We start from the raw sequence: 16,652 nt of genomic DNA on the forward strand, positions 1-16,652 counted from the left end.
GATGGGCTTCTTCGATACGTTCTTCTCCAGCGTCGCCGGCGGCGGCCGCGAACCCCAAAAGCCTTCTGGCGTCGAGCTCGAGCTGCGCCGTAGGCTCACCGTGCTCGCAAGTGACGAGGCCACTCAAGACGCCCCGCAGCGCTATTTCCTGCGGTGGGAGGGGCAGGTCCAGGGCGTCGGTTTCCGCTTTACCAACACCAACCTCGCGCAGGCACGCGCGCTCACCGGCTGGGTGCGTAACATGGAAGACGGCTCAGTCGAGATGGAGATACAGGGAGCTCCGGCAAATATCCTATCTCATCTCGAGGCGCTTCATACCTCCTACGAGCGCATGGGGACGCGTTTTCGCCTCGTAGACGCCCAGACCCGAGCCCTACTTGTCAATGAGCACGGTTTCAGTCCTCGTTATTAGTATTGTGTGCTAAATACGGTATCATTTACCTACGACCGTTGATAGAAAAGAGGCGAGGCGCATGGCGGTGCAAAGAAGGAATACCAGGCAGCGAAAGCTGGTTCTTGACGCTGTGCGCCAAAGCTATAACCATCCCACCGCCGACGAAATCTACAACGCCGTGCGCGCGCAGGATGACAAAATCAGCCGCGGTACGGTCTACCGCAATCTCAATCTCTTGGCCGACGCCGGCGAGATTCTCTCCATCAAGACACCGGGCGGCAGTCGCTTCGATCGCACCATCGAGCCGCACGCGCATATTATCTGCACCTCGTGCAGCCGCGTCATCGACGTACCGCTCCCCTTCGATGCCCAGCTCGACGCCAAGGCGTCCGAGCAAATCGGCTGGCACGTCACGTCGCACTACACCATCTTCGAGGGTCTCTGCCCCGACTGCCGGCAGATGTTTGGGGCATGCCTTAAAATCCACCTTTCCGCACTCTGCAGCAAAAAGTAGATTTCTAGACATGTCCCAAATGTCTACTCAGCAAGTAGACGACGCAGCTCTTCTTCGACCGTGCGCACGTAGCGGACGCGGTCGTTGATGCCACGCATAGAGGGATTGCAGCTCTCCATCAGATAGGGATGGCCCACGACGTTAAGCATGTCGCGATCGTTCTCATTGTCGCCAAACGCCATCATCTCATCGGGCGAAATACCCAGGGCACGACCGTAATCGGCAAGCGCGGAGCCCTTGCCCGAACCGAAACCGATAAAGTCCGTCCATTCGGTTCCCGACGTCATCACGTCGACACGGTCGCTGAAGAGGCGCTCAAAATGCTCCAGCGCCGCCGGCTGATCAACCTCGGGCGTCTGGAAGGCAATCTTAATGACGTCCTCGTCGATGTCCTCGGGACGGTCGACCACCGCCACATCGCAGTGGACCTCATAGCGCAAATGGTCGACGAACGCATCATTGCCGCTCATGGTGTAGAGGTGCCCCTCGCACGAAAGGGTCACGTCGGCATGGGGATACGCAACCACGGCATTCGCGATATCCATAGCAAGGCTGCGCTCCATGGAACGCTTGACAACGGCACGTCCCTCGCTCATCACCAGGGCTCCGTTTTCGCATACATATGCGAGCTCATCGGCCACCGGGGCAAACAGGTGGCGCAAGCTCGCATATTGACGGCCGCTCGCCGGCATAAACACGATACCGCGACGATGCAGCTCATCGATAAGCTCAAAGGCCTCGGAACGCGGCTCGCGCTCCCCCGGATGCAGCAACGTGCCGTCCAAATCGCATGCAATCAGCTTGATTCCCTCAAGACCCATATGCTTTCCCCCAAAGCACCTCATCAACAGCAAGACGGACTTTGATTGGTCGCCCCTCAAAGCCCGTCTTGCGCATACGTGCGCTTAGCCGCGCGTCTTTTTTACGATGGTAAAGTCGGGAGCCATGCTCACGACGACCTCCGCCGCACTCGACGCAAAGCGTCGGCTGGCATCGAGCTCGCGCGTGACCACCGAGAGCCGAACACCCTCGACACCCCGGAGCATGCGGCCCAAAACAGGCTGCACCGGCGTATACATGCGCACGGTATGCTCGTCCGAGTCGCCCCGGAAGAGCGGCGCATGCATGTTGCCGATCTCCCAGCACGCATGCGCGAGTGCAATCGGATCCATGCGGTCGACTTCGACCAAATAAACCTCGGCGCTGCGCAGGCGCACAATAACCGCCACAGGCACCACGCCCGAACGGTCAATGGCGAGCACGTCGCCATCGGCAAGACGACCGCCGTCGGCAGTATCCAGCCGAACATCGATCGTGCGCCCCAGCTCCGTCACGCCAACAAACGCGCATACATCAGCCTGGTCCCAATCGAGCAGTAGCTCGTCAACTTCAAAGACACCGCCCAGCTCCCGGCGAAGCAGGAGTTCATAGGACGGGTCGTTGAGATTTCCCAAGCATGTCGTCGAAACCAAGCGTTCAGGCATACTCTAACCCTCGACCTCGACGAGCTCGATATCAAAGTTGAGGTCCTTGCCGGCAAGCTCGTGGTTGGCATCGAGCGTCACGGCCTCGGGCGTCACGTCGATGACCACGGCGGGGACGGGCATGCCGCTGGGCGTGGACAGGAAGAGCTTCATGCCCTTCTCGATCTGCTCGATGTTGGGAACCTGCTCGGCCGGGAAGGTAATAACCATCTCGGGATTGTGCTCGCCGTAGGCATCGGCAGCAGGAATGTGCACGGTCTTCTTCTCGCCCACCTGCATGTCGACAACAGCGGCGTCGAAGCCCTTGATCATCTGGCCGGCGCCGCAGGTGAACTCCAGCGGCTCGCCGCGATCGTAGGAGCTATCGAACTGCGTGCCGTCGTCGAGCGTGCCGCGATAATGAGTCTTGACCTTCTTGCCCTGGTTGGACATGGTAACCTCCGTGATAAGGGCGGCGCACAACGCGGGCCGCCGTGAACATATGGCGCTAACTATACCCTAGTCATACAATTCAAAGACAGTTTGCAAAGAAACGCTGCAACCGGAGGATCCATGGCATATCCCGTATTTGACTTACACTGCGACACCGCCGACCGCATCGGCTGGGCCACGCTCGATCTCGACCTGCGCTTTACCGCCGGCACCGACGGTTATTTCCCCGGCGACGAAACGCATCCGCAAGATTTCGACCTCATCGAGGGCAACGCCTGCGCCATCTCGCTCGCAAAGATCGGCAACACGCCGTGGGCACAGTGCTTCGCCACGTTTGTCCCCGACGAGATTCCCACCGCCCACGCCGCGCGCTTCCAGGCGCAAATCATGGCGCATATGAGCGGCCAGGCAATGCTCAACCACGACCGCATGGTCAACGTACGCAGCGCCGCAGACATTCGCCCTGCGCTCAAAGACGGCAAGGTCGCTTGCATCCACACCATCGAAAACGCCACGTTCTTTGCCGAGGACCCCGCGCTGATCGAGGTGCTCAAGAGCCTGGGCGTGCTTATGTCGTCACTCAGCTGGAACGCGCAGGGACCGCTCGCGAGCGGCCACGACACCCACGCCGGCCTCACCGCCGCCGGTATCGAGGCGCTTACGCAGATGGAGCACGCCGGCATGGTGCTCGACGTTTCCCACCTCAACGATGAGTGCTTTGACGAGGTTGTCGCCCACGCCACGCGCCCCTTCGTTGCCAGCCACTCCAACTCCCGCGCGGTTTGCGGCATCAAACGCAACCTTACCGACGACCAGTTCCGCACCATTCGCGACATGGGCGGTATCGTCGGCCTCAACTACTGCAGCGAGTTCCTTTCCAACGACGCAACCGACAAGACCGCCGCAGACGTCACCTTCGACCAGCTAGCGGCACATATCGAGCACTGGCTCGACCTGGGCGGCGAGGATGTCATCGCGCTCGGCGGCGACTGGGACGGTGCCACGGTGCCCGCCTTCCTCTCCGATGCCAGCAAGATGCCCGAGTTCCAGAACATGCTCTCCAAGCACTTTGGCAAGACCGTGATGCAGAAGCTCTGCAGCGATAATGCCCTTGCCTTCTTCGAGCGTTATTAATTTCACATCCCCTGAGCGGGCCGCATGCCGAACGGTCGACATGCGGCCCGTCCCCAATCTGAAGGACCGCTTTTGACGCAGCAATTTACGATTACCGTATCCCGACCGGATGGCACATCCATCCCCGTCGTCGTTACCAAAAAGCGCGTCAAGAACTTCAACCTACGCGTCACATCGAGCGGTGAGGTCCACGCCAGTGCACCGCTCGACGCCAGCCGCGAGCGTATCGAAGCGTTTGTGAAGCGCAACAGCGCCTGGATTATCAGTCGACTTGCCCAGCGCGAGCAACGTCAGGCGACGGCACGAGAGCCGCTCAGCCCCTCGTCCATCATTGCACTTTGGGGCAAGCCCATCACGGTACAAGATGCGCTCGATCGCAACTTTGCATCACCCGCACCGCGGCCCAAGCAGGCCACCTTCGCAAGTTTTATGGGTGCCGACAAATCGAACGAACGCCCACAGGCCAAGCGGCGCGCAACCCTCGACGGCCTGACGTCCGATGAGCTCCAGACCCGCATCGACCAGCTCTATGCATCCGAGGTCACCACGGCGCTGCGCGATATGGCGCGCGCGTACGAAATCGCAATGGGTGTCGCCGTTTCCCGCGTTTCCGTACGTAGCATGAAAACGCGTTGGGGCTCATGCACGCCCAAATCCGGTGCCGTTCGCATCGCACGCGAACTTGCCGCCTATCCCATCGAGTGTCTCGACATGGTTGTCGCCCACGAGCTCGTCCACCTGCTCGAGCCAAGCCACAATCAGCGGTTTCACACCCTGCTCGACACGTACTGTCCCAACAATAGAGCTCTGTCGCAGCGGCTCAAGCAGCCGCCCCTCAACAAGCTCTAGCGTCGACTAGCGCACGCGCTCGATCTCGACACCGCAGCTTGCCAGGGGAAGACCGACGGGCGCCCAAGGCTTATCGAGCTTAACGTGCACGCCAAGCAGCAGGGGGTAACGACGCAGCAGCATCTGGGCCACACCCTCGGCTGCAGCCTCGATGAGCTTAAACGTATGCTCGCGCAGATAGCCATCGACATCGTGGCATACCGAGCCGTAGTCAATCGAGGCGTCCAGGTTATCGTGCTCCCCCGCTGCACGCAGGTCGGCATAGAGCACCAGGGACACGATGAACTTCTGGCCCAGCGCGTTCTCTTCGGGATATACGCCGTGGTTAGCAAAAACCTCAAGACCTTCAACGGTGATGCGGTCGGCATGGCGCAGATCGTCATAGCTCACGTGGGGTACCGCCGTTGCGGTGGATATTTCGCCCCTTCCACGGCGGGCGAGCTCGGCGCCTTCAGTCTTGGTTGCATTCTCGGGCAGTTTCTTGTTGCTCATCGCGATCGTCTCCTTCGTTTAGAACCCCGACCGCGCAAACTAACTACACGCGAATCGACAGGTTCTTTTTATCCTCGCTCCAGTTGCAAGCATTGCGCGCGGGGCATGCAAAGCAGGCGCGCGACGCTTTGTCGGCTGCATAGAGCAGACGCTCAAGCGGTTGGCTGTTCACACGCAGCTTTCGATGGCCCAGAATGGCCGTCTTAATGGCTGCGGCATCGGCCGGCTCAAACGCCACATCATCGGGCATGCCGCCGAGAATCGCATCAGCGACGCGTTCGCTTGCAACATCATGGGATATACCCGATTCATACTGTTCATCTTTGCCGATATCGTGAAGAAGTGCCGTGGCGTAGATGACCTCGCGGTCAAACTCGAGCTGTTCCTCGAGATTCTTGATCCACATAATGCGGGCGACATCGAGCAGATGGTCAATACCGTGGCGACAAAAGATGCGTCCCGATTCCAGCTGAGCAATGTTGCCCAGGTGGCGCCGGAACAGGCCGTTGGCACAGATGTAATCGATACGAGGCATGACGCCAAAAGGCGCCAGGCCCGAAGCCATAAAACCGCGACGCGGCGTTCCCTCGTCAGTATTCGATGTAAAGTCGTTAACGACTCTCATGGTTAGCGTCCCAGCATCCTAAAGAAACGCTCTTCGAGCGCGGGGTCGGTCTCAAAGACGCCGCGGCGAGCGAGCGTCACGGTCTTGGTACCGGGCTTTTGCACGCCGCGCATGGTCATGCACATATGCTCAGCTTCCATGAGCACAATCGCTCCCTGGGGAGCGAGATACTCCATGAGGGCGTCGGCAACCTGCGCACACAGCTGCTCCTGCAGCTGCAGACGGCGGGCATAAACCTCAACCGTGCGAGCAAGCTTAGAGAGCCCTGCGACACGGCCGTTGGGGATATAGCCAATGGTAGCCTTGCCGTAAAACGGCAGCAGATGATGTTCGCACAGCGAGTAGAACGTGATGTCGCGCTCGATAACCAAATCGTTCGAAGCGACGGCAAAAGTTTTGGACAGGTGCTCCTCGGCACTCTGGTCCATACCGCCGGCGATCTCGCCATACATACGGGCAACGCGCGCCGGGGTCTCCAGCAGGCCCTCACGAGTTGGGTCCTCGCCTATACCTTCAAGTAGCAGCTTAATGGCAGTCTCGACTTTTTCCTGATCGACCATCTGGGCCTCACTTTTCCGATTTCACGTTCGCGCTATGGTACCACGCCCTTTGGCATCGGCCACAAGCTACATAGTATGGGTCGAATAGACCGGATCGTCCCGCCAAAGCTCCACAGCGTCGCAAAGCGCAACGCCCTCGCGCACAGCACGGGCGCGCGTGGCGTTCATATCAATCACGCGCTGATTGCTCGAGCCCCTAAAGCGCAACGAGATATCGTACAGATCCTGAACGAACGGGCCGTCCACCAACATGTCGAGGCAGGCAAGGATACGGTCCGTCACCTCGGTATGGTGACGACCACCCGGCATAAGCTCCTCGAGCACGTCGCCGGTAAAGCACCAAATGGTCTTGCCCGACCCCGCGGGATAGGCCGCACGCACGCGTTCGATAAAGTCAACAAGCCCCGCCTGATTCTCGGGCTCCATAGGCTCGCCGCCCAGAATCGTCAGGCCATCGATAAAGGGATGGTCGAGGCTCTCGATAATCTTGTCCTCGACGGCACGATCGAACGGCTCACCCGCGGCAAAGTCCCACGCGACGGAGTTAAAGCAATTCTTGCACCCGCGACGGCACCCGCTCACAAACAGAGAAGTACGAACGCCTTCCCCATCAGCAATGTCGAAATACTTAATGTTCGCGTAGTTCATAGGTAACTCTCCCGGGAGGCCGGGACATATCATCCCGTCCTCAAACATTCTCGGCCTTCGGCCTGCGAAACTGCGGGCGGGACGATATGTCCCGGCCTCATGCAAAGGGCAACTCAATGAACGAAGCGAACATCGAGTATAGGGTTCGAGGTCCAATAAAAACTTTGTTGCAGCTCAACCGCCATCGCAAGTAAATCGCAGCTGCAGCTCAAATTATTTCCGCTAAGAACTTCGAGGAGTGAGCAGGCCTCATGCTGCATCTCAGCTACGTCAACTTGGCCGCCCCGTAGCGAGGCCCCGGACCTTTGCTCGATATGAGTTCCGCACGAACAGGAGGCGCCAGTGGCGCCTCCGTCGTGAGCCAGGACTGTCCGAAATAGCGAGTAAAGGTCCGGGGCCTCGCTACGGGGCGGCCTGGGATGGTTATTAGAGATGCAGCACGCGGTCGCGGATCTCCTCGGTTCGGCCCTGGTTCCAGAATTGGGTACCGATGTAGCCGCACGTACGACGAGCGACGTTCATCTTCTCCTGATCGCGGTTGCCGCAGTTAGGGCACTCCCACACCAGCTTGCCGTCATCCTCGACAATCTTGATCTCGCCGTCGTAGCCGCACACCTGGCAGTAGTCGCTCTTGGTGTTGAGCTCGGCGTACATGATGTTGTCGTAGATGTACTGCATCACGCGAATGACAGCCTTGAGGTTGTCCTGCATGTTGGGAACCTCGACGTAGGAGATGGCACCGCCCGGCGAAAGCTGCTGGAACATGCCCTCGAACTTGAGCTTGTCGAATGCGTCGATCTCCTCGGACACGTGGACGTGGTAGCTGTTGGTGATGTAGCCCTTGTCCGTCACGCCCGGAATGATGCCAAAACGACGCTGCAGGCACTTGGCGAACTTGTAGGTCGTCGACTCCAACGGCGTGCCGTACAGTGAGAAATCGATGTCGCTCGCAGCCTTCCACTCGGCGCACTTGTCGTTCATGCGCTGCATGACGGCCATGGCAAAGGGCGTGCCTTCCTTCTCGGTGTGACTGTGGCCCGTCATGTACTTGACGCACTCATACAGGCCGGCATAACCCAGACTAATGGTGGAGTAACCGCCCACGAGCAGCTTGTCGATCGTCTCGCCCTTCTTCAGACGGGCGAGGGCACCGTACTGCCAAAGAATCGGTGCGGCGTCAGAAAGCGTACCCATCAGACGCTCATGACGGCACAGCAAGGCGCGGTGGCACAGCTCAAGGCGCTCGTCGAAGATCTTCCAGAACTTATCCATATCCTGGTGCGAGCTCAGCGCGACATCAGGCAGGTTAATGGTCACAACGCCCTGGTTAAAGCGGCCATAGTACTTAGGCTTGGTCGGGTCATAGTTCAGCGCGTTGGCGACATTGTTAAAGCCGTTGCCCGAACGGTCGGGCGTCAGGAAACTACGGCAACCCATGCAGGTGTAGCAATCGCCATTGCCGGCGGTCTCGCCCTTCGACAGCTTCAGCTCGCGCATCTTCTTCTCGGAGATGTAGTCGGGCACCATGCGCTTGGCGGTGCACTTCGCAGCCAGCTGAGTCAGGTAGAAGTACGGGGAATCCTCGTAAACGTTATCGTCCTCGAGCACATAGATAAGCTTGGGGAACGCCGGGGTGATCCACACGCCGGCCTCGTTCTTAACGCCCTCATAGCGCTGACGGAGCGTCTCCTCCACGATCATGGCAAGGTCATGCTTCTCCTGGGGCGTACGGGCCTCATTGAGATACATAAAGACCGTCACGAACGGCGCCTGGCCGTTGGTGGTCATAAGGGTCACGACCTGATACTGAATCGTCTGAACGCCGCGACGGATCTCGTCACGCAGACGGTCCTCAACAACCTCGCGGACCTTTTCGGGAGATGCGGAAACGCCGAGCTCCTCAAGCTCGCGAGCGACCTCGCCGCGAATCTTTTGACGGCTCACTTCAACGAACGGGGCGAGATGGGTCAGCGAAATAGACTGGCCGCCGTACTGGGAGGAAGCAACCTGGGCGATGATCTGCGTCGCGATGTTGCAGGCGGTCGAGAAGCTGTGCGGCTTCTCGATCAGCGTGCCCGAGATAACCGTGCCGTTCTGGAGCATGTCCTCCAGGTTCACCAGATCGCAGTTGTGCATGTGCTGGGCAAAGTAATCCGAATCGTGGAAATGGATCAGGCCCTCATTATGGGCATCCACAATCTCCTGGGGCAGCAGCACGCGCTGGGTCAGGTCCTTGGAAATCTCGCCGGCCATATAATCGCGCTGAACGGAGTTGACAGTCGGGTTCTTGTTGGAGTTCTCCTGCTTGACCTCTTCGTTGTTGCACTCGATGAGCGACAGAATCTTGTCGTCGGTCGTGTTCTTCTGGCGCTTCAGGCTCTGAACATAGCGATAGATGATGTAATGGCGGGCAACCTCGTAGCAGTCGAGACGCATGATCTCGTCCTCGACCAGATCCTGAATCTCCTCGACCGACACGGTGTGGCCCGCGTTCTCGCATGCCTCGGCGACGTTTTGTGCCGCGTAAACCACCTGGCGGTCGGTAAGACGAGAGCTCTCCTCGACCTCCAAGTTTGCGGCGCGGATGGCATTGACGATCTTATCGATGTCAAAGACAACCTCGGTGCCGCTGCGCTTGATGATCTTCATCCTCTTGCCTCTTTCGCATCGTAGCCTCATCGCGCTTCAGAGCCAAACGATACCCGGCAGGGCTTGCCCCTGTCTTGCGGCGCCGTCGCGCAATCTGTGTTCTCGATAAACCATAAGCCTCCATGCGGACATTCCCTGGAGCCGATCAAGCGGCTCAGGGACACGTTCAAAAGAGGCAGTTAAGGTCTTCGTTCTCTGTCCGCCATCTATCATACGACAAAGAAGCATCTATATCCTGTATTCTTTTTTTAGGTCAAACACAACATATAGTGTTTCAGCAGGTCAAAGCAATTAGTCATTTTGCAGACGCATTAAAAATGAGGGGTTCTTGGCAAGTCGGTAAAACGTTACCAACACGGCTACCTGCATGGCAGTTATAAAACCCCCTTAGTCAAGCCGCTGACAAATCCTACCAAAACCAAACCGCTCACGCCAAAAGAATCCAAAAGATTGTGCTTGACCAACATGTTGCGGTCACGATCGGCCAGGACGTATGCAATCTGCCGGCACCTCTACGGGATGCGAAGACCATCGCGTACAGACCTTGGATCAATATTTGGTGGCTTATATTGGCGGCGTGCTTGGTGGCAAAACAAAACAGCCCAGAGGACATAGCCTCTGGGCTGCGAACATTTGGTGGGCGTTAGAAGATTTGAACTTCTGACCTCTTCCGTGTCAGGGAAGCGCTCTCCCCCTGAGCTAAACGCCCAAATGGAGCGGACAACGGGACTCGAACCCGCGACCCCAACCTTGGCAAGGTTGTGCTCTACCAACTGAGCCATGTCCGCCTGCGAGGATTTAATATACGGGATGATCCACCCAAATGCAAGAACTTTTTTTAAAAAGTTTTGCGACGCCCTCGCGAACCTCGCGAGGACATCAGCCACCACGGAAGGCGCAGGCAAACGCAAACTCGCCGCAAGAGGCCCCTACATCTCGCCGAGCATGATCCAGGCAGAGCTGTCCTGCGTGAGCCTGCCGTCTGCAAGCGGTGATGAGGTGAGCAGGACCCTGCCCGCCGGCAGCTCCACAGGTGCTGCACCGAAGTTCGTCACACACGCCCAGCCGTTATCGCGGCGATAGGCGATGACGCCGCCCTCAGCGCCCTCGGCACCATCCGCAAGACCGGTGCGCCCGTCAAGATCGAGCCACGCAAGATCGTTGGCGCACCCGCGCAGCTTGCGCCGCAGCCAGAGGGCGTCACGATAGAGCGCAAGCATCGATGTCGGGTCCGTTTCTTCCCTATCGGCAGCATAATCGGAAAACCATGCAGGCTGCGGCAGATGGGGCGCCGCATCGGCGTCTGCCGGCGAAAACCCAAACGATCCGCCCTGCGCGGGATCGTCCGCCGCCACCCACGGCAGGGGCACGCGACAGCCGTCGCGCCCCTTCTCGCGCTTCGGTCCGTGCGTATTGGTCGCACTGGGATCTTCGAGTGCAGCCCACGGGATATCAGCCACCTCAAAAAGGCCGAGCTCCTCACCCTGATACACGTATGCCGAGCCCGGAAGCGCCAGCTCAAGCAAAAGGGCCGCCCGCGCGCGGCGCTCGCCGAGTTCACGGTCCTCGTCATAAGACGACCCGTCGCGTAAGAGCCAGTCGAGCGCAATCTGGTGGTAGCGCGTCGCCTTGATTTGCGGCAGGGCATAGCGTGTCGCCACGCGCGGCACGTCGTGGTTGGAGAGTACCCAAGTCGAGGCGGAATCGGATTCGACGGCTGCCTTCAAGCCCTTCTCGATTGCAGTGTGCATGTCATCATAGGTCCAAGCGGCCTTGGCAAACTCAAAGTTGAATGTCTGGCCAAGCTCGCTGGGACGCGCGTAGAGATACTGGCGCTCGGGCAGCACCCACGCCTCGGCAACGGCACTGCGCGGCGGATTATAGCGGTCGAACACGCGGCGCCACTCGCGATAGATCTCGTGGACCTCATTGCGGTCCCACAGCGGATGGGTGCCGTCGTCAACCATGTCATCGCCCTCGGCGAGATGCCACCGGTCGAGGTCATCGCGGTCGAGATCCTTGGCGAGACCCTGCGCCACATCAATGCGAAAGCCGTCGACGCCTCGATCGCTCCAAAACGCCAGGACGTCGCAAAAGAGCGCGTGAACCTCAGGGCATGACCAGTCAAAGTCCGGCTGCTCGGGCGTAAACATGTGCAGATACCACTGACCGTCCGCAACACGCGTCCATGCGGGGCCGCCAAAGTTGGCATTCCAATTGGTGGGAGGCAGCTCGCCATGCTCGCCGCGACCATCGCGGAAGATATAACGGGCGCGCTCGGGCGATCCGGGGCCGGCGGCAAGAGCGGCTTTGAACCAGGGGTGCTGGCTGGATGAATGGTTGGGCACGATGTCGACGATGACCTTGATGCCGCGCGCGTGAGCCGCAGCGATCATGTCATCGAAGTCGTCAAGCGAGCCGAGACGTGGATCGACATCGCAGTAGTCCGCCACATCATAGCCACCATCGACAAGAGGCGATGGGTAAAACGGGCTCAGCCAGATGGCCTCGATACCCAGCCGCTCAAGATAGTCCATCTGCTGGGTAATGCCCGCGATATCGCCCAGACCCGAACCAGTCGAATCCTTAAACGAGCGCGGGTAGATCTGATAGATCGCGGCATCGGACATCCATGAACGCGAAGAAGACTTTTCTGTAACCATGGGGCGTATCTCCCTTGCAACGAGGTTATGCGAGATGCCCACGATGATACGCCCAAAGCGCACATTCGCAGCAAACAACGCCACAGCCACGCCCCAAAACGCTCGCTCCCTCTCGGGTTCGAGCCCATGCGATGGATACAAAAAAGCCCGGATACCGTAGTAGCCGGGCTGTTGCGTTTGGAGCGGACAACGGGGCTCGAACCCGCGACCCCAACCTTGGCAAGGTTGTGCTCTACCAACTGAGCCATGTCCGCATATGTAAAACAAAACGGGCGCCGGAGCGCCCGGATGTTGCCTGGAGGCGAAGCCCGGATTCGAACCGGGGGTAAAGGCTTTGCAGGCCTCTGCCTTACCACTTGGCCACTTCGCCGAAAAAGGACCACCTAAACGGTCCGGAAATGCAATGGAGCGGACAACGGGGCTCGAACCCGCGACCCCAACCTTGGCAAGGTTGTGCTCTACCAACTGAGCCATGTCCGCTTGCGGGTTATTAATTTACGCGAGTTGTCCAAAAGACGCAAGTACTTTTTTCAAAAAACTTGTCTGCCGCATGTTCTTAGTAGCTAAACGCGCTAAAGCGATTGGCTAGGCACACGATTCCAGCGCTCCGCTAAACAGCTTCACCATCTGCACGCGCGTGCCGGCGCCGTCCGTACGACGAGCAACCTCCACGTTATCGACGAGCATACGCATAAGCTTGATGCCACGGCCGCGCTCCTCAGATGCGACCGGTTCGCTCGTTTCATCGATAGAATAGCCGACACCTCGATCAAGCACCTCAACCACAACGCGATCGCCATAGGCCTGAACCGTCAGGACGCACCCGATACCGCCCGCATGGTCATAGGCATTACCCAGCGCCTCCCCCGACGCCAATGCGACATCGTAGCGCTCGTCACGGCGCAACGGAAGCGATTCAAGGAGTTCGGCGATGCGATGTCGGTAGTATGGAAGATTCTCGATACCCTGACGGACCTCGACGCTCTTACTCCAGCGAGGCAGCTCCCCCACCGGAATGGCGGGAATAGACTCCCGCGCCGGCCCCGCGATATAAAGGATATCGACAAGACGAGCAATCTCCAAAAAGCGAACAACTTCACCTGATGCATTGACGAGCGAAAGCAGGCCTTCTCGCCTCATGAGCTCACGAGCGCGCGTAAGCAGGAATGCCAAGCCCGTCGAATCGATAAAGCTAACAGCCTGACAGTTGATGACGACACGACGCACGCCGCGGCCAATCAAAGCATCCAGCCGCCGACGCAGCGCAGGCACCGTGGCGATGTCGATATCGCCTGGTGGCGTCAAAACCGCTATGTCATTCCACTCATTCATACGACCATGGTTCCCCAAAAAAGCCCACTCGATGCATTCGTTTCCCCAATCGTACGGATTCAGCCCGCCCAGCGTCGTCTATGAACGACCCCGTAAAAACTCAAGGGACACCAATGCAATGTCATCGTCCAGCGCCGATTCGGTAAATCGGTCAAGCTCGCCCAAGACCTTGCCGCAGATTCCCGATACGCCCTCACCCGAGACAGAGAGCAGAAGGTCACGAAGGCACTGCTCGCCAAAGAACGCTCCGGTGCGGTCGCGGGCCTCAATCGTTCCATCCGTATACATGAAGAGCATGTCGCCAGGAGCGAACGTAAACACTCCCGTCTCGTACACCATGCTCTCAAAGGCACCGATTACGCCCGATTGGCATCCAAGCAGCTCGACCTCTCCCCCACGGGCCTCGCCGCCACCCAGCGGCATCGACTCTGGCCTGATGACCATGGTCGGAGGATGGCCCGCCGAACAATACGTTGCGCGTCCGGCTTTAAGGTCAATCTTGGCGATAAAGGCCGTCACGAACGTCTCGACCCTCGAGAAGCCCATGAGCATGCTGTTAAGGGAGCGTGCCATGCGGGCCGGTCCAGCGCCCTCCCAGGCATATGCCGTCAGGGCCGTCTTGACGAGCGCGGACATCGATGCAGCCTCAATGCCTTTGCCAGACACATCGCCCAAAATCATGACGGCGCAGTCGTCGGGAAGACGGATGAGCGTATAGAAATCGCCGCCGACCAACGCCGAGTTCGTGGCCGACAGGTACACCGAATCGGTTGCGATACCCGGAACATCCCCCAGGGAATTTCTCATGCCGATCTGAAGGGTCTGAGCGATATGGCGCTCCTCGCGCTTTTGAGATTCGCCTTCGTAGATCAGTTCAAAGTCATGCGCCAAGTGCACCAAGTAGTCATATTCAAGATCATCAATCGGCTCTTGGCTACCATCACGAAGCAGCAGTGCGCGCGTCGTCGGGCTCTTCGCAACAGAAGCAGGAACAATCGCGTCGTTACTGTGCTTGCCATCACCCTCAGAGCGCGGGCGCCCCGCCTCGATACCGGAGTCGACGTAGAGACCTTGACAAGGCAGACCATGCGCCCTAAGCCAGCCTCCCATAGGCATCGATTCGTCAACGCGAGTTATACGGACGTGTTTAAGGTCCTCGGCACTCGTACCGCCCAAAACAGATGCCTCAAAGCCATCAGGGCCAGCCCCCAGACGTGCCGCTGGCGCCGTCGTGGAAAAGAAAAGCTTCTCAGGGTCGTCCGGCAAGGCAACGCGACTGCCGCCTTCAAAATCTATGACGTAGGAATCCAGACTGGCGTCATACTCAACAGGGCAAAAATGGCAGTTAAGCATTTTGCAGATCTCGGACGATACCGCCTGGGTAGCCGCGGCAGAATCGTCTAGAAAGGTAAACAACTCATCACGCAAGACATTGAGCGAGCGGCCAAGCTCGGCCGTACGACGGGAGCGAAGGCTCGATGCCATGCCGACCAGCTGGATAGATAGATAATCGCAAATGACCTCGAGCACATTAACGTCATAGGCGAGCGGTGCCTGAGGGCGTTTCCAACCAACTTCCAGCACGCCAAGAATCTGCGTACCGTAAAAAACGGGAAGACAGATCTCGCTGCGGTACGGAGGCATATCTTGCATGCGCAACAGGTGCTTAGAACGATTGTCCAAGTCCATGAACATACCGGAGGCGGCCTTATCACCCTCAAGGTCCTGTTGAATCGATAAGCGACAGGCACGCGACTCACGAAGAACATACGTCGGAATGCCAGCGCCATACGGCAAAAACTCAGGCAGGTAGCTGTCGTACAGCTCCTTGGAAACACCGCGAAGTTTAAAACCGCCGCTCTCAGAAAAATAGATAGCGGCACCCGAAGCATCGAGCGTTCCTACAAGCTGGTTCAAAACGGTATCAAGTAGGCTGGGCAGCTCATCGGAGCCAACGGTACTCATAATGACCGAGAGCGTGCCAGAGAGGCGCTTGTTCGCCACTCTAAGCTCCGAAAGCGCACGCTTGAGCTGACGGTCGTGCGAATACTGTTCTTCGATGCTATGGAGCGCCACCAGGACACGTGGCGCGCGGCGCCCAAAGATGCGTGGAGGCGTTACGGAGCCCGCACGAACCAAGACGGGGATAAAGGAGCCGTCACTCAGCTTGAGCATCAGTTCGTTCTCGGAGCCATCAGTTTCAAATGGCAGACGATGTTCCGTCGCACGTTCAAAAGCGGACGAGTACAGGACGTCTTTAACATCTCCACCGATGACGTCGGCGCGTTCCTCGCACATCAAACCAAGTAAGCGATTATTCACATGCAGAATTGTTCCGTCGAGCTCGCAGATGATGACAGCATCGCTCGTGATCTCGACTAGTTGGGCAACGTCTGCCCACTCGTTGCGTTCAAGCGTTTCCATCGTGGACCCCACCGTCTATCGGTAACAAAAAAGCCTCCGAAGAGGCTTCTCAAATGCGATGGTGTCGGAGGCGGGACTTGAACCCGCATGACCAAAAAGCGGTCACTAGCACCTCAAGCTAGCGCGTCTGCCAATTCCGCCACTCCGACATGCTATGTTGTTGACTTACGGTTCGCTTTGTTGGACCCGCGCGTTCAACGAGGAAGATAATAACCTATGATTCGAGAACTGTGCAAGCACTTTTTTGAAAAAAGTTTTCGAATTTGTGAATGCGCTGGTAGACGGTTATGTCCGGGTCGGAGTGGGGGTAACTTCCCAACGCGTCCTCGGGCATGCGGTACATTTTGATTCGCGCTTCGCGCTACAAAATGTACCGCCCCCTGCGGAATGCGTTGGGAAGTTACCCCCATTCCGCCCCTACAGCCACGTACTCCAAGTACGATTCTCAAGCT

At 58.4% G+C, this 16,652-nt stretch carries 15 protein-coding genes and 6 tRNA genes; 4 read left to right on the forward strand and 17 right to left on the reverse strand.

The genetic code is table 11. The features are described 5' to 3' along the window. Position 1 precedes the first annotated feature (1 nt). Positions 2 to 412 carry an acylphosphatase gene (locus KSY82_RS01715; protein WP_217749983.1) on the forward strand — a complete coding sequence of 137 codons (411 nt, stop codon included), beginning with the start codon at positions 2 to 4 and terminating at the stop codon, positions 410 to 412. Positions 413 to 473: 61 nt separating this feature from the next. Continuing rightward, on the forward strand, positions 474 to 908 hold the full coding sequence (locus KSY82_RS01720) for a Fur family transcriptional regulator (protein ID WP_217749984.1): 435 nt from the start codon (positions 474 to 476) through the stop codon (positions 906 to 908). Between the two features lie 23 nt (positions 909 to 931). On the opposite strand, the gene KSY82_RS01725 is transcribed toward KSY82_RS01720, so the two are convergent. The 3 genes from KSY82_RS01725 to KSY82_RS01735 form a co-directional block, all read right to left on the reverse strand. Beyond that, a complete protein-coding gene (locus KSY82_RS01725) occupies positions 932 to 1,729 on the reverse strand; it encodes an HAD-IIB family hydrolase (RefSeq protein WP_161144853.1) in 798 nt (265 codons plus the stop codon). A gap of 84 nt (positions 1,730 to 1,813) precedes the next feature. After that, a complete protein-coding gene (locus KSY82_RS01730) occupies positions 1,814 to 2,392 on the reverse strand; it encodes an urease accessory protein UreE (protein WP_117745846.1) in 579 nt (192 codons plus the stop codon). Between the two features lie 3 nt (positions 2,393 to 2,395). Beyond that, on the reverse strand, positions 2,396 to 2,824 hold the full coding sequence (locus KSY82_RS01735) for an FKBP-type peptidyl-prolyl cis-trans isomerase (protein ID WP_055286916.1): 429 nt from the start codon (positions 2,822 to 2,824) through the stop codon (positions 2,396 to 2,398). 120 nt (positions 2,825 to 2,944) lie between these two features. Between KSY82_RS01735 and KSY82_RS01740 the strand changes: the two genes are divergently transcribed. Beyond that, positions 2,945 to 3,958, forward strand: a complete 1,014-nt coding sequence (locus KSY82_RS01740; RefSeq protein ID WP_217749985.1) for a dipeptidase — start codon at positions 2,945 to 2,947, stop codon at positions 3,956 to 3,958. Positions 3,959 to 4,030: 72 nt separating this feature from the next. Beyond that, positions 4,031 to 4,807: a M48 family metallopeptidase gene (locus tag KSY82_RS01745; RefSeq protein WP_217749986.1), complete on the forward strand. Its 777-nt coding sequence runs from the start codon at positions 4,031 to 4,033 to the stop codon at positions 4,805 to 4,807. 6 nt (positions 4,808 to 4,813) lie between these two features. Here the strand turns inward: KSY82_RS01745 and folB are convergent, their stop codons facing one another. From folB to KSY82_RS01815, 14 genes are all read right to left on the reverse strand, one after another. Continuing rightward, entirely contained in the window at positions 4,814 to 5,299 is a 486-nt protein-coding gene (folB, locus tag KSY82_RS01750) for a dihydroneopterin aldolase (protein ID WP_195624795.1), read from the reverse strand. A gap of 43 nt (positions 5,300 to 5,342) precedes the next feature. Then, positions 5,343 to 5,924, reverse strand: a complete 582-nt coding sequence (locus KSY82_RS01755; protein WP_217749987.1) for an HD domain-containing protein — start codon at positions 5,922 to 5,924, stop codon at positions 5,343 to 5,345. 2 nt (positions 5,925 to 5,926) lie between these two features. Beyond that, on the reverse strand, positions 5,927 to 6,484 hold the full coding sequence (gene folE, locus KSY82_RS01760; protein ID WP_217749988.1) for a GTP cyclohydrolase I FolE: 558 nt from the start codon (positions 6,482 to 6,484) through the stop codon (positions 5,927 to 5,929). A 66-nt stretch (positions 6,485 to 6,550) separates the two neighbouring features. Continuing rightward, positions 6,551 to 7,132 (reverse strand): anaerobic ribonucleoside-triphosphate reductase activating protein, encoded by a 582-nt coding sequence (nrdG, locus tag KSY82_RS01765; RefSeq protein WP_217749989.1) that lies wholly within the window; start codon positions 7,130 to 7,132, stop codon positions 6,551 to 6,553. Between the two features lie 426 nt (positions 7,133 to 7,558). Beyond that, positions 7,559 to 9,781, reverse strand: coding sequence for an anaerobic ribonucleoside-triphosphate reductase (nrdD, locus tag KSY82_RS01770; RefSeq protein WP_217749990.1), 2,223 nt, complete (start codon positions 9,779 to 9,781; stop codon positions 7,559 to 7,561). Positions 9,782 to 10,415: 634 nt separating this feature from the next. Next, positions 10,416 to 10,490 (reverse strand) — tRNA-Val (locus KSY82_RS01775). 3 nt (positions 10,491 to 10,493) lie between these two features. Next, positions 10,494 to 10,569: transfer RNA gene (locus tag KSY82_RS01780), tRNA-Gly, on the reverse strand. Between the two features lie 141 nt (positions 10,570 to 10,710). After that, positions 10,711 to 12,444 (reverse strand): glycoside hydrolase family 13 protein, encoded by a 1,734-nt coding sequence (locus KSY82_RS01785; RefSeq protein ID WP_217749991.1) that lies wholly within the window; start codon positions 12,442 to 12,444, stop codon positions 10,711 to 10,713. Positions 12,445 to 12,622: 178 nt separating this feature from the next. Next, positions 12,623 to 12,698 (reverse strand) — tRNA-Gly (locus KSY82_RS01790). 42 nt (positions 12,699 to 12,740) lie between these two features. Continuing rightward, positions 12,741 to 12,814, reverse strand: a tRNA-Cys gene (locus tag KSY82_RS01795). Between the two features lie 34 nt (positions 12,815 to 12,848). Then, a tRNA-Gly gene (locus KSY82_RS01800) sits at positions 12,849 to 12,924 on the reverse strand. 105 nt (positions 12,925 to 13,029) lie between these two features. Then, a complete protein-coding gene (locus KSY82_RS01805; RefSeq protein ID WP_217749992.1) occupies positions 13,030 to 13,776 on the reverse strand; it encodes an anti-sigma factor antagonist in 747 nt (248 codons plus the stop codon). A 78-nt stretch (positions 13,777 to 13,854) separates the two neighbouring features. Further along, positions 13,855 to 16,200 (reverse strand): GAF domain-containing SpoIIE family protein phosphatase, encoded by a 2,346-nt coding sequence (locus tag KSY82_RS01810; RefSeq protein WP_217749993.1) that lies wholly within the window; start codon positions 16,198 to 16,200, stop codon positions 13,855 to 13,857. A 59-nt stretch (positions 16,201 to 16,259) separates the two neighbouring features. Further along, positions 16,260 to 16,349, reverse strand: a tRNA-Leu gene (locus KSY82_RS01815). Positions 16,350 to 16,652: the final 303 nt, after the last annotated feature.

Origin of the sequence: Collinsella aerofaciens (assembly GCF_019131995.1) — a bacterium.
In the GTDB taxonomy this organism is placed as follows: domain Bacteria; phylum Actinomycetota; class Coriobacteriia; order Coriobacteriales; family Coriobacteriaceae; genus Collinsella; species Collinsella aerofaciens_S.